This is a genomic window from Sporosarcina ureae (assembly GCF_029267015.1).
Lineage (GTDB): Bacteria > Bacillota > Bacilli > Bacillales_A > Planococcaceae > Sporosarcina > Sporosarcina ureae_D.
This window is the reverse complement of sequence record NZ_JARIEA010000060.1, coordinates 65,610-79,361: the sequence shown is the minus strand read 5'-3', so window position 1 is coordinate 79,361 and position 13,752 is coordinate 65,610. Positions and strand designations below refer to the sequence as shown.

13 protein-coding genes and 1 riboswitch are annotated in these 13,752 nt (G+C 38.3%); of the genes, 7 read left to right on the top strand and 6 right to left on the bottom strand.

The annotated features are described in order from the left end of the window. Positions 1 to 67: 67 nt before the first annotated feature. Positions 68 to 179: riboswitch (TPP riboswitch) on the bottom strand. A 188-nt stretch (positions 180 to 367) separates the two neighbouring features. Together Q7P97_RS10100 and Q7P97_RS10095 are read left to right on the top strand one after the other, a co-directional pair. After that, positions 368 to 940 (top strand): exonuclease domain-containing protein, encoded by a 573-nt coding sequence (locus Q7P97_RS10100; RefSeq protein WP_085427245.1) that lies wholly within the window; start codon positions 368 to 370, stop codon positions 938 to 940. A 156-nt stretch (positions 941 to 1,096) separates the two neighbouring features. Then, positions 1,097 to 2,602: a multicopper oxidase family protein gene (locus Q7P97_RS10095; RefSeq protein ID WP_303969067.1), complete on the top strand. Its 1,506-nt coding sequence runs from the start codon at positions 1,097 to 1,099 to the stop codon at positions 2,600 to 2,602. A gap of 119 nt (positions 2,603 to 2,721) precedes the next feature. On the opposite strand, the gene Q7P97_RS10090 is transcribed toward Q7P97_RS10095, so the two are convergent. Then, the gene (locus Q7P97_RS10090; RefSeq protein WP_303969066.1) at positions 2,722 to 4,407 is read right to left on the bottom strand and encodes a methyl-accepting chemotaxis protein; all 1,686 of its coding nucleotides are present in this window, start codon (positions 4,405 to 4,407) and stop codon (positions 2,722 to 2,724) included. Positions 4,408 to 4,657: 250 nt separating this feature from the next. Next, positions 4,658 to 5,221 carry a recombinase family protein gene (locus Q7P97_RS10085; RefSeq protein ID WP_303969065.1) on the bottom strand — a complete coding sequence of 188 codons (564 nt, stop codon included), beginning with the start codon at positions 5,219 to 5,221 and terminating at the stop codon, positions 4,658 to 4,660. A gap of 102 nt (positions 5,222 to 5,323) precedes the next feature. Here Q7P97_RS10085 and Q7P97_RS10080 point away from each other — a divergent pair, with 102 nt between their 5' ends. Further along, positions 5,324 to 6,733: a SulP family inorganic anion transporter gene (locus tag Q7P97_RS10080; RefSeq protein WP_303969064.1), complete on the top strand. Its 1,410-nt coding sequence runs from the start codon at positions 5,324 to 5,326 to the stop codon at positions 6,731 to 6,733. A gap of 13 nt (positions 6,734 to 6,746) precedes the next feature. Continuing rightward, complete coding sequence (locus Q7P97_RS10075) at positions 6,747 to 7,160, top strand: universal stress protein (RefSeq protein ID WP_303969063.1); 414 nt, start codon at positions 6,747 to 6,749, stop codon at positions 7,158 to 7,160. A gap of 128 nt (positions 7,161 to 7,288) precedes the next feature. Here the strand turns inward: Q7P97_RS10075 and Q7P97_RS10070 are convergent, their stop codons facing one another. The 3 genes from Q7P97_RS10070 to Q7P97_RS10060 form a co-directional block, all read right to left on the bottom strand. Then, positions 7,289 to 7,873 (bottom strand): hypothetical protein, encoded by a 585-nt coding sequence (locus tag Q7P97_RS10070; RefSeq protein WP_303969062.1) that lies wholly within the window; start codon positions 7,871 to 7,873, stop codon positions 7,289 to 7,291. Between the two features lie 14 nt (positions 7,874 to 7,887). After that, positions 7,888 to 8,415: a sigma-70 family RNA polymerase sigma factor gene (locus tag Q7P97_RS10065; protein WP_303969061.1), complete on the bottom strand. Its 528-nt coding sequence runs from the start codon at positions 8,413 to 8,415 to the stop codon at positions 7,888 to 7,890. Positions 8,416 to 8,535: 120 nt separating this feature from the next. Further along, the gene (locus tag Q7P97_RS10060) at positions 8,536 to 9,312 is read right to left on the bottom strand and encodes a DUF2935 domain-containing protein (protein WP_303969060.1); all 777 of its coding nucleotides are present in this window, start codon (positions 9,310 to 9,312) and stop codon (positions 8,536 to 8,538) included. A 147-nt stretch (positions 9,313 to 9,459) separates the two neighbouring features. On the opposite strand from Q7P97_RS10060, the gene nadX reads away from it, so the two are divergent. Then, positions 9,460 to 10,242, top strand: a complete 783-nt coding sequence (gene nadX / locus Q7P97_RS10055; protein ID WP_303969059.1) for an aspartate dehydrogenase — start codon at positions 9,460 to 9,462, stop codon at positions 10,240 to 10,242. Positions 10,243 to 10,343: 101 nt separating this feature from the next. Here the strand turns inward: nadX and Q7P97_RS10050 are convergent, their stop codons facing one another. Continuing rightward, positions 10,344 to 10,625 carry an amphi-Trp domain-containing protein gene (locus Q7P97_RS10050; protein WP_303969058.1) on the bottom strand — a complete coding sequence of 94 codons (282 nt, stop codon included), beginning with the start codon at positions 10,623 to 10,625 and terminating at the stop codon, positions 10,344 to 10,346. 383 nt (positions 10,626 to 11,008) lie between these two features. Between Q7P97_RS10050 and Q7P97_RS10045 the strand changes: the two genes are divergently transcribed. Further along, positions 11,009 to 12,193 carry an AAA family ATPase gene (locus Q7P97_RS10045; protein ID WP_303969057.1) on the top strand — a complete coding sequence of 395 codons (1,185 nt, stop codon included), beginning with the start codon at positions 11,009 to 11,011 and terminating at the stop codon, positions 12,191 to 12,193. 14 nt (positions 12,194 to 12,207) lie between these two features. Continuing rightward, complete coding sequence (locus tag Q7P97_RS10040; protein ID WP_303969056.1) at positions 12,208 to 13,650, top strand: VWA domain-containing protein; 1,443 nt, start codon at positions 12,208 to 12,210, stop codon at positions 13,648 to 13,650. Positions 13,651 to 13,752: the final 102 nt, after the last annotated feature.

Below are 13,752 nucleotides of genomic sequence, written 5' to 3'. Positions count from 1 at the left end.
CTTATTTGTCTATACAAAAAAGCCGTCTGAAGAGCAGACGGCCGAGGAAGGAAAGAGATTCCTGTATATTTCCATCGATTACGCTCTCTACGCTGGCATTACCCAGATCAGATTAACGGTCAGCAGTGGATTCCTCTGCTATCTCAGCCTGATTCACTCAAGCACCCGTACGGACATTTATGTAAGCAATCCTAGTATACAGCACATCAATTTGTCTGGCAACCACTTCAAAAGTTGGATGAAGTGCGAATCCCGAAGTAGGTTAATTTCGTTACAGTGTGTTGAAATCCTGTTATACTAATAGGATACAAATTGATCCTAATTGCATGCCATATACGAATTTAAATAGATTTAAAGGAGTTTTTACATGACGAAACATATAGCGTTCATTGACGTAGAAACTACAGGTATGAGAGCAGAGGCAAGCGATGTAATTGAACTCGGTGTTATGCTTGGCGAATACGATAATAACCGGATTGTTCGGGTAGCAGATGAATATTGTGAGTTTCAAGAGCCGTTCTACTCTATAACGCCAATGATCACAAACCTAACTGGCATCACTGATCAGATGGTAAGAGGGAAGTCACTCGACATGGACAGAATTCTATCGATACTTGATCGAGCAGACGGCATTGTGGCGCATAATGCTTCATTTGACAGGGGCTTTGTCAGTAGACTATTACCGGAAACTCTCGACATGGACTGGTATTGTTCTGTTAGACAAATTAAATGGAAAAATTACGGCTTTGAGAATGGTAAGCTTCAACAATTACTGAGAGCGCATCGGATTCAAGTACAGAACGCACACAGGGCACTAGATGATGCGAAAAACTTAGCATTGCTATTGAACTCATCAAATCCGAACCTTGAGGACGATACGTTTATATCCTACCTAATGAATAAAGCACCGATGAAAAAACCATCTAGATCTAGATTTTAATTACAAAGTGAGGGATACCGGGATAGTAATATACCGGGTATCCTTTTTGTGTGGAGAAAATTTCATTTACACAATCATAAGTATAGAATGTGCATAGTTTTTCCACATGTGTCAGCTATACTATCCTTGATGACAATAGATAAAGGGGATATTTAAATGAGTATAAAAAATCAAATTGTTCTATTCTTATTGAGCGCATTATTGATCAGTGGATGTAGTAGTGATGCGCAATCAAATGAACAGAGTAATGAACATATGATGAACCAGACTAGCAATGAACATCATTCCATGAAGGATGGTTCGACAATGGGTAACGGACATATGAGCCATGATAATGTAGTGAGATTAAAAGATTCGACTGGTGAGAATGAAATAAACATCCCAGCCTTATTAACTAGTGAAACGGCAGTAGGCACCGAATATACTGTTAAGGCGCAAAAAGGAAACGTGAATATATTTGATAATGTGACTACAGAAACTTTAGGATATAACGGAGATTTATTAGGACCCGTTTTACAATTCACAAAAGGTGAAACTGTAAAAATAAATACGGTAAATGAATTAGATGAAGAAACAACATTTCATTGGCATGGTTTAGAAGTGTCTGGCGAAGCAGATGGCGGACCACATAAAACACTTAGTCCAGGTGAAGAAGAGACAATAGAATTTGAAGTCACACAAGAGGCGGCTACCTTATGGTTTCATCCCCACCCAGAGGGCAAGACATCTGAACAAGTATATAAAGGCTTAGCAGGAATGATTTATATTGAAGATCCTAATTCAGCCAAGTTAGAAATTCCTAAACAATATGGAGAGAATGACATACCTTTAGTTTTCCAAGACCGGATTTTCGATGATCAACATCAATTAGATTATAAAGCCGTGATGAATGAGGACGGGACGATAGGTGATACATTATTAGTTAACGGCACAGTAAATCCCGTATTAAAAGTAGGGAAAGAACAAGTGCTTCTTCGCTTGCTGAACGGATCGAATGCGAGGAACTTCACATTCAAGCTAAATACGGGTGAATCGTTTGTTCAAATCGCGACAGATGGCGGCTTTTTGAATGAACCCGTCACATTGAACGAAGTTACCTTGACACCATCAGAACGAGCAGAAATTATTGTTGACTTTTCACAGCTCAATTCGCTAAATGATTTATCATTAATTAATGAAGATGGATCCATCCTCCTACCGTTTGAAATATCAGATCAAGAAGTAGAGAGTACACAAGAAGTGAAACAGTTGAATGAGTTTTCTGTGACAGATGAAGAAAAAGCTATGCCGGTCACAAAAAATATTGAACTGTTTGGCATGATGGATCATGTGACAATCAATGGTAAGAAATTCGATCCCCAAAGAATTGATTTCACACAAGAGCAAGGTGTCACTGAGGTGTGGGAAATCTACAATAAGAAAGATATGATGGGGGGGATGATTCATCCATTCCATATTCACGGTACACAATTTAAAATACTCTCAAGAGATGGTGTAGAACCCGAGGAAAATGAAAGAGGTTGGAAAGACACTGTTTCTGTTCATCCGGGAGAAAAAGTGAGAATCGCTATACAATTCAAACATAAAGGCGTCTATATGTTCCATTGTCATATTTTAGAACATGAAGACAATGGAATGATGGGACAAATAGAAGTAAAGTAAAAGTAATAGACAGACTTCACGTTGTTTAATTTATTAATATGCATCCGATGGAAAGCAAACTATTTGAAATAAAGTACATGAAGAAAAAGCGTCTGCCCAAGAGCAGACGCTTTTTCTTATTATAAGGTAAATTTTCGGACAAGATTATTAAGTTCTTCAGCCAATTGCGCCAAATCATTAGAATTACTCGCTATCTCCTCCATAGCGCTACTTGCTTGTTGGGAAGAAGCTGATGTTTGTTCAACTCCCGCAGCAGATTCCTCAGTAATTGCAGCAATCTCTTCGATCGAACCGCTCATTTCCTGACTTGTTTCAGAAATGTTTTGCAGGTCATTAGAAATAGTCTGTATACGTGTGACCATTTCAGTTACAGAAGCACTGATCTTCTGGAATGTTTCGCCCGTACGTTCAATTTGATTTGTGCCTTCTTCTACTTCTTTATAACCTTCACGTAAAGAATTTGTTACTGAACTAGATTCGCTTTGAATTTTATTGACGATTTCAGTGATGTTCGTAACAGATTCAGAAGATTGTTCTGCAAGAGTTCGTACTTCATCGGCTACAACTGCAAACCCTTTACCGTGTTCACCAGCACGTGCAGCTTCGATCGCTGCATTCAATGCTAATAAGTTAGTTTGCGCTGCAATACTTTGTATCACAGCTACGAGTTGAGAAATATTCTGAGTATGCTTGTCCAATCCTTCAACATTTACAACTGCATCATGAACAATCTGATCGATAACTTTCATCTGCTTAGAAGAAGTATTCATCGCTTCGCTTCCCGTGTTTGTCATCGAAAGTACTTCATTTGATGACTGGTGAATATACGTACCGTTTTCATTGGCATCCATTATTCTTGCAACAAAATTTTCCATTGAGGTTGATAAGCTACTTGCATTGGTAGCTTGCGATTCTGTGCCGTATGCCAGATCTTCCATAGTTGTAGCGATTTGTGCTGTACCTGCTTTAATTTCACCCGCAGACTGTGTCAATTCTTCACTTTGAGAAGAAACTGTTTGAGCCACAATGTGAATTTCGTCCAATAGATTATGTGTATTGCTACTCATTTCATTTGTAGATTTGATCAGTTGTCCAATTTCGTCCTGTAACTTCGTCTCTAAAGGAGGACTACTTAAATCTCCCATTGCAATTAATCTCATGCGCTCCATAACAGTTTGTAGCGGTTTAGATATTGAATTTGCGGTGAATAAAGCAACCGCCATGCTTAAAAGAATGACTAGTAAAATGATAGTAGTAACTAAAATTAATGTGCTGTTTCCACTAGAAAGTAAATTTTTTTCAATATCAATAATAATCTTTTCTCGATTTTGCGCAGCTTCTTCATACGAAGTCATTAATTCGCGTGCGTCATCATTAACTGCCAATAGATTACGTTCTGCTAACTCTTTGTTACCGCGTGCGTGTTCAGCGAATACATTCTCTAAGACGTATTCACGCCATTCAACAGTTCTTCGCATTAAGTCTATTGTTTCGTCGGACGTACCTATTTTTTTAATAGTGGCTTGATGCTTTTCACTATCTTTTGTGTATGTATCAAATAAGTCTTTATAACTCTCTTCCCCTGTCAGAATAAATCCTCTCGAACTAGAAATCCGGTTTGCCATATCAAGCGATAGCTGCTCATCTGCAATCAATAGTGGCAATTCTTTCTCCAGAATGTTTCTCGTTGCTTCGTTATTCGCACGAAGTGTAGAGAAAATAAAGAACCCAAGTAAGATGATTAATATTAAGATTATAGAAAAACCCGTCAAAAGTTTTCCGCGAATGCTTTTGAACGAAAACATAATCTATCACGCCTCCTAATAATTTAATTGAGTATAGATACTTTTAACTATAACTGCAATTTCGTTTGTAGTCTACTAATAGTTATTTAGACTACTATTTATGCAGATGTTATCGTAGGAAAGTTTTAGATAGGAGAGTGGATGCGGAAAAATAATAATTAGCGGAATAGATTAGGTGGAAAAAAGGGTATAGTAAACATGGATAATGGTGGGAGTCAATTAAGATAACAAAAGTAGTCGGATGTAGATGTTATTTATCATCCGACGTTGTTGCGGCTCGATCGTCCAAGTAACGATAAAGCGTTGATTTACTGATTCCAGTCGCTTCTTTGATCTCGTACAATGAAAAGTCTTTACTATCATACATCTCAAAAGCGAGTTGTAAATTTACATCAGATTTTCGTGGTCGACCGATCGATTTACCTTCCTGCTTGGCAGCTTGCAAGGTGAAAGTAGAAGAATGACTTAAGAATATAGATTGTAAGCTAGTAAAAAACTCAATATTTTGAAGCAGTGTAGCATTCATCATCGATTGATTAGTTAACCCATCTTCGACAAAATAAATCATCAGCTGATCCCGTTCTGCTAATCGTAAAATATCAAGAAACTGCTGAAGCGAGTCAGCTAATACTTCAATGTTTTGAACATACAATTCATCTCCATTTTCTATTTGCATGAATAAGCGTTCAAGTTCTGTTCTCTTTTTGGCTAAACCATGTTTTTCTATATACATCCTATCTACTAGTAAATCCATTAATTGATCTGTTGCTTGCTGATCTTCAACGATCGGTCGTATATATCCATACTTCATCATTTCATTCCTTTCCTCCCAAAACCATTCACTTATGGGACTGTAAATGTTATGCTGTTTACATTCTAACATGGAAAATGGCTGACATCATGAGAGGGGAACAATATGCAAACATTACAACAACAATGGTTCGGGAATGTGCGAGCGGATATATTGGCAGGGATTGTCGTAGGATTGGCGCTCATTCCGGAAGCATTGGCTTTTGCGTTTATCGTGGGTGTCGATCCGCGTGTAGCGTTATATGCATCATTTACTATTGCAGTTATAACTGCGTTTGTGGGCGGTCGTCCAGGTCTGATATCTGCCGCAACAGGTGCAATGGCTCTAGTACTCGTCAGTTTAATGGCCAATCACGGTCTTGAATATGTACTGGCAGCAACTATTTTAACAGGTATTATACAACTAATTTTAGGCTCATTAGGAGTCGCGAATCTAATGCGCTTCATTCCGAATTCCGTCATGCTTGGGTTCGTCAATGCGCTTGGAATAATGATTTTCATTACGCAATTACCGTACTTGGTTGGTGCTGGTACGATGACATATGTATTCGCCATTGCGACACTAATATTGGTATATGCGGTACCGCGTTTTTTCACAGCTATACCCGCTCCACTGATCGCCATTGTCGTCATGACGGCGATTGCCTTATTTAGCGGTGTGAAGTTGCAGTCAATCGGTGATTTAGGGACGATGCCGAGCTCATTGCCGACATTCTTTTTCCCTGACATTCCGTTAAGCTTTGAAACATTGAAGATCATTTTACCGTATTCATTAGCATTATCTATTGTAGGATTGCTTGAGTCCTTACTTACGTCTCAAGTTCTTGATGATATAACAGACACTCCGAGTAATAAAAACCGTGAAGCACGCGGACAGGGTATTGCCAACTTCATCACTGGGTTCTTCGGAGGTATGGCAGGTTGTGCATTGATTGGCCAATCGGTGATCAATATGAAGTCGGGAGGCAGAGGGCGTTTGTCCACGTTGACCGCAGGAGTATTCTTGATGTTCTTGATTATTGTACTGGGAGATGTAGTCGTTAAAATTCCGATGCCAGTTCTCGCTGGGGTCATGGTTATGGTAGCTGCGACAACATTTAATTGGGGTTCGTTTAAGTTCTTGCGCTCTGCACCACGTTCAGAGTCTGTAGTGATGCTTGTTACAGTGGCTATCATCTTATATACGCATAACTTGGCAATTGGCGTGGTTATTGGAGTTATTCTGAGTGCATTATTCTTTGTAGCGAAGATTTCACGCGTGACTGTAACCAATCACGATGGAGTCTATAAAATCCAAGGACCGCTATTCTTTGCTTCCACAACAAAATTTATTCAAGCTTTTGATCATGTATATGAAAAGAGGATCACGATCGACTTTGAAAATAGTCAGTTGTGGGATGAATCTGCTGTAGGTGCGATTTTTAAAGTTGTGAGCAAATTAGAAAGCAGGGGGATCAACGTCACGATGCGAGGGTTAAATTCCTCGAGCCAACAACTATATGAAAAATTATTGTGAAGGAGTGAATAGTATGAAGATAGCTGTAGCAATTGATGGATCAGAAAATGCAATGCGTGCTGCGAAACACGCAATAATGCTGGCGGAGTATTTACCTAAAGTTACGTTGGAAGTTATCTATGTACAGGATTATAACAAAGCAAAAGATGAACGATTATTATCGCAAAGCCCTGAAAGTCTATCATTAAAACGTGAGCAAAAATTACATCCGATTTTAGCGATGGCGAAGGAAGCCGCGGTCGATGCTAAAGTGATCATGCTAAAAGGCAATCCCAGTCAGGAAATCATTCAGTATGTCAATGAAAAGAAAATCGATATACTAGTGATCGGCAGTCGTGGATTGAATACTATTCAGGAAATGGTACTTGGTAGTGTCAGTCATAAAGTAATGAAACATGTTGATTGTCCTGTGACGGTGGTAAAATAAAAATCACTTACTTTACTCAGATAAATATAGATCGTTTTTATGCACATTGATTTTTAATATATATATCTAGTGAAGTATTAAGTTACGTGAAGAAGCGGTAGCCCTTTAAAATGGGTCTACCGCTTCTTTTACTTTTTATATTCATTCCATTTGATTATGTCATGGAATCTTGTCGGACGCTCTTGCTGAGTGATGACGTATGAAAGTGGATCAAAAGTAATTTCAATATGCATATCAGGTTGAATACCATCAAAGGATTCGCTGTAGTCGAACCAGGCCGATTCATAAGCTGCCTCTATTATTTCATCCGTAGATAGACCCTCATAATCTTTTGGTTCAAGCCCTAACACAAGTAATACTTGTCCTTGATCTGCAGATGCTACCACGCCATCTAACTTCTGAGTTCGAAACTTTTCCGTTAAATCTGGAATAGATTTCTTCTCCATGAACGCAGTGATGACTTGTTGATGCTCTTTTTGGAAAGCGTTTAGTATTTGTCGTTGGGTTGTTTGGTCTTCTAATTTATTACGCTCGAGCCAGTCCATGACGAGTGTATGACGTTGAGTGTATTTCAAAATAACTTTTAAATATTGATCATAGCTATATCCGAATGTGTCTACTTGAGTTTTTTTCATCTTCTTTGCTTGTTCTTCTGTAAAGTCATCAAAGAACGTTTTTTGTTGTTCGGCGATAAGTGTATCGATTTTCTCCATGTCTTCCTCATAGCCTAAAGAATGGGCATAATCAAAAATAGAGTCGATTTCAAGTATGCCTTGGAATATGCGGTAGCGTAAATCATCGGAATCCCCTTGGTCATTCTCGTTTTCACGGTGTTTTCCGACAGATCAAGAAACGCAGCAATCTCTCGCATAGTTAGTTCTTCGTAATAATAAAACAGTATAATTTCTCGATACTTTACAGGTAATGCCAATATAGCAGAAGCAATCATAGATCTTTCTTCTTTTAGAATCAATCGATTATGTTCAGTATGTATAGTTTCTGCCCATTCTTTATTAAATTTCAAATGTCGGAAAGACCAACTTCGCAAATGATCTTTACAGCGGTTCACTGTTAGTTTCGTTAAATAAGCGCGTAACTTTCCTCGTTCTTGATAGTTAGATTTCTCGTAAAATGAAATGAATACCTCCTGGACGATATCCTTTGCCTGTTCATGGTCACGTAAATAGAAGTAGGCCATTTTCAATAAATGTTCCCCGTATTGATCCATGATCTGTTCCAGTTTCACGGAATCCATTCCCACCACCGCCTCTCTATTACTATAACGAAGCTCGATGAAGAATAGTTTTGCTCTAGTAGATTTTCACGTAATAAAAAACATGACGAGAAAATATATATCGTCATGTTTTCGTGTAATTTAGTTAACCACTTGATCTTCAAGGTTTTTCCACAGATGATGCGCTTCTCTCGCAATGTGTTCAAGTAAATCAGGTGGAGCAGTCGTAACTGCAGCACAAGCTTTGATCAGTTCGCTTAATTCTAACTTAAAGGCTTCTAGCGCTTTGGCTTCTTTGATTATCATTTGATTGAACGTATTCAACACAGGTGAAACTTCATTGCGTGGTCTACGAATAATGGTCTTCAGAGCTTGCGCCTGCAACAAAAGATTTTCAAACTTTCTTGTCATAGCACGCACTTGATCGTGCAATTCATAGTTGGAAGCATCTACGTAGTGACTAATGAATATTAAGTGATCAAGCATTTGACGAAGCCAGAAGTTACTTTCATGCAACGTCGCATCGGCAGGAGTAACGTAGGAATTCGTTTCGATTAACTTGAACACTCGCTCTGCTTCTTCGGCTTCTCGTATCATATGATCAAGGAGGGAAGTCGGGGTAGAAATGATTACATCACAATGAAGTGCACGGTCCATTGTATGAATTAGTAAATCAGAAAACTCTTTCGTCGAACTCTTCGCCTCATCGATAATTAATCCAATATCCCCTGTTTTAGATTCAGTTTTCTTGAAGATTTTGCCCATGCGATCAACCATTTCCTGATTGGCGCGTGCTAGTTCTAGCTCATGATGGCTGATTTCTCGATCGAAAAATTCCCCATGCTCAAAGTTGTTACGTACCCAAAAGTCGATAATACCATACGCATCGCGTTCATAATTGTCTGTATACCCAGCCATTTCGTACATTCCCCCTACTTATCTATTGTCTGCCATCAACATCATCCTATTCGTCTGGGGTGTTGATTATGTACAGACAGGGTATCTAAATAGAAAGTCATCTATTTCTTGTGGAAGTGTATATACTAGAGGAAGAGGTGTTATGCAATGAAAATTGGTGTAATAGGAACTGGAAATATCACCCAATATTTATTGGAAAGTATCAATGAAGGTGAAAAAGTGAATGGGAAAATAGTCTCTTTATTTGGACGGAATCAGGAAGTGGGACCACAACTAGAGTCACGGTATGGTACGAAATTTTACACGAATTTTCAAGAGTTCATTGAATCTCCTGTCGATATAGTTGTAGAAGCTGCAACGATCAGCGTGGCGATAGAGCACATGGAAGAAGTATTGAAGAACAAAAAAGATCTGATTCTAAGCAGTATTGGCGCGTTTAAAAACGTAGACTTTCTAAATGAAATGAAAGAAATTGCAAAATCATATGAGCAACATATCTATTTGCCTTCAGGAGCGATAGGCGGTCTGGATCTTCTTCAATCAGCAAATTCAATGGGCGGCTTAAAAGAAGTACATATTACAACCAGAAAATCATACCAATCATTAGGGCTTGAAGTTCAATATGTAGAAGAATGTATTTTTGATGGTATTGCACTAGATGCCATCGAGAAGTTTCCTAAAAATGTTAATGTGGCGTTGTTACTTTCAATTGCGGGACTTGGTGCGCAACATACGACAGTCCGTGTTATCGCGGATCCGAAAATTCAACGTAATACACATAGTATTGAAGCGAAGGGTGATTTCGGCAAAATGAATTTGACGATTGAAAACGAACCTATGCCGAATAATCCTAAAACGAGCTATCTTGCCGCATTAAGTATTTTGTCTACTCTACAAAATAAAGGCAATGCGATTACGATAGGTAGCTGAAATAAATAATTATTTGTTAACTACACATTAAATAGCAAGTAAAACACAAGAGGCTATCCATCGTTTATATATAATGGATAGCCTTTTTCCGTCTCATCCTATTAACTAATGGAAATACTAGAATCCGTACTTTTATTCCCATCACGCCACTCAAGTTCTACTTCGAATGAATACTTATTCTGTTCTTTTTCTAATTTTATTTCGAGCTCTACCTCTGAAGCGGGTGTAACTCCGTGATGTACTCCATCGTGAGTCAATGTAAATGTGCCGTCTTCTCTCAATTTCTTTGCGAGTGTTTCAAGGAATTCAGCAGCGTGTGTAAGTGACATTTTATCTTTGTAATCCACTAAGACAACTTTTGTATTCTTCTTTTCAATCGACATTTAACACTCACCTCCCTAAATTATACATTCATCATACCATATCAATTTACATTGAAAAAATCGCAAAATATATATTTGTATAATCATTGTACAACCTATGGGTGGAAATTTATGACTTACTATCAATAAAGTATTACAAAAATATATAGTATAGAAGAGTTTATATAGAGCAAAGGGGGTAATGATAGAGTAGAGAGTCTTGTATAAACAAAGTGTGTATTGAACTTAAAACTTTTGTCTAAGGTTAGACAAAGGGGTAATCATACTAACTCCGAGACATCATGAAAGAATTAGTCTTTTAAAGGTTAAAAACATGCTATTTCAGTCACACTGTTCTATAAAGCCAACAGTAGATCATTACTATAAATTGAGGAGTTGCCTATATGGATATTAATTTACAGAAGTTACATGAAATCAAAAGTGCATTGAATAAAAAGTTTTTCGAAAGAGAAAATGAAGTAGAGGGGATTTTAGTAGCGATTTTGTCTAGACAACATATGTTAATGATTGGACCAGCAGGAACTGCGAAATCTGCATTAGCAGTAGAATTAACAAAAATCGTTGAAGGTACTTCTTATTTTCAATGGCTACTGACAAGATTTAGTACACCAGAAGAAGTGTTTGGTCCTCTTTCATTAAAAGATTTGGAGGAAGGCGTGTACAAACGAAATACTACTTCCAAAATGCCGGAAGCGCATCTTGTGTTTTTGGACGAAATATTTAAAGCGAACTCTGCAATACTCAACAGTTTATTGACACTAATTAATGAACGATTATTTTATAATGACGGTCATCCGATTGAAGTACCGTTAATATCAGTTATTGGCGCATCCAACGAATATCCCGAAGAGGGTGAAGGGCTTGAAGCCTTATTTGACCGATTTTTATTGCGCTTTGAAATAGACTTCATTGCCGACGAATCGAATTTTGTATCGATGATGAAAGACGAGGGAGAAGATGTTGAAACTCCCAAAATGCATTTGGATGAATTAATACAACTTCAAAACATGACGGATAAAGTGAAAATTCCTGATGAAGTATATGAAACATTGTCTACTATCCGCAGGGAACTACAGGATGAAGGAATTCAGCCGTCCGACCGTCGATTCAAACAATCTTTAAGTATCTTGCAAGCGAGGGCCCTAATCAATCAAAGAGAGTCAGTACAAATAGAGGATATTGCGATACTTGAAAACGCATTGTGGGAAACTCTTGATCAGAAAGAAGCAGTGTGCAACATAGTTCGCCGACATTCACAAGATGGATTAGCACAAAGGCTTTCAGCGATTGAAAATGAAGCGAATGAAATCTATGATTCCGCAGTGCGTGACCAGTCGACGGAAGCAGGTATGGAGGCGGTCCAGAAATTTTCAGCTTTATCAACAGAAGTAAATAAGTTGAAAGAGGAAAATGAAAGCCGAGTGACAGAAATTGATCACTTACAAAATCAGCTCATTTCATTAAAAAATGAAGTGGAAAGCAGTCGTTTGGATACTGCTTACTATGGCGAAACGAATGAACAGAAAGATAGAAATGGCGACCAGACGGGAGTCTTTTTCAGAATGTAAAAGGGGTGATTTCTATGAAACGCAGTAAAATAGTCAGAGATCATCGCTCCGTATTGAATACTGATGCATACGATAAAAGGCGTTTTAAAGAGCTGTTCGAGATGTCAGAAGGCTTGCAAAAGGTTAGAGAAGAAGGTCAATTACCCACTACGGAATCATTGCTCGGGGATATTTGGGCGGCGCTATATAAAATGAAGCCTAAGATCTTAAAAGAGGGAATAAACCCTGCGCTGAAACCGAATCGGACGATTTTAGAAAAATTAATGAGTGACGAGCATTTTGAAGAATATAGAAGCTTCACCAAACTGGATGATTTGGCAGCCACGGTCTGTACAGTGAAATTTGGCGAGAAGATCAATGTTTGGCTTGCTGAGGCAAAGGCTCTCGATGATGACTTATTAAAACAAATGGAAGCCGTAGAATCACTACAAGATGATGTGCCGTTTGAGCAAGCAGATGAGGAACAGGGTGAAATAGAAGATGGCCCTGTCCAAGAACTCGCCGATGCTACGGATAAATTAAATGATAAGCTTGAATTAACACTAGAAACGAATGGCGAACGGTTTTTACAAGCGATAGACGAAGCGGTTGATGAAACAATCAAAGTAAAGGACAGCTTGATTTCCCTTATGGGTGGCAGCACCGCCGGTAAAGGAGATGCAGAATTAAAGAAAGTGCCGTTACGTGAACAATTAGCGATAGCTGATCAAGTAGCGATGGATCCCAAGATGCAAGAAATTGCGGAATGGGCAGGGCGTTTTCAAGAAATAGCGCGAGAGAAACAGAAAACGGATTATATAGAAGCGATGGAAAGACGTGGAGTGACTATGGGAAGTGAACTGGAACGGCTATTACCTATGGAGTTAGGACTTTATTCAAATAAAAAAACAAAAAAAGACTTTCTTCGTCGTTTTGCTGAAGGTGAAACTATGCAGTTTGAACAGAAGAAAAGAGAAAATCTTGGAAAGGGACCAATCATTTTTTGTCTCGATCAGTCGGGAAGTATGAAATTGCTCGATAATCAGTCAAAAGGATTTATTCTGGCACTTCTCTCGATAGCCAAAAAACAACGTCGTGACTTATGCGTTTTATTATTTTCCACCACGATCCAGAAAGATACTTTCGTGAAAGGCAAAATCACGTCTAATGAACTTGCAAGGTTAGCACGAACTTACTTAGGCGGTGGGACAGACTTTTCGTTATCGCTACAAGGGGCATTAGAAGTGATAGAAGAAAGTACATTCAAAAACGCCGATGTTATTTTTGTCAGTGATGGAGAAGATGAAATGAGTGAAGCGTTCCTAATTAAATTTAATGAGAAGAAAAAGCAAAAGGAATTCAATGTACTTACTCTAGTGCTAGGGAGTGATACTACCATTGCAGAATCATTTTCTGACCGCGTAATACATGTGACCGATTTTGAAGACGAAGGGAGCTTTGTCGCTTTTGAAATCTAATCGAAGAATAATTTAAACCTTCCTGTATGCGGAAGGTTTTTTATGTTTTATCATAATATCTTCTTTTATGGGTATTCTAATCAAAACATACAAGCTAGTTGA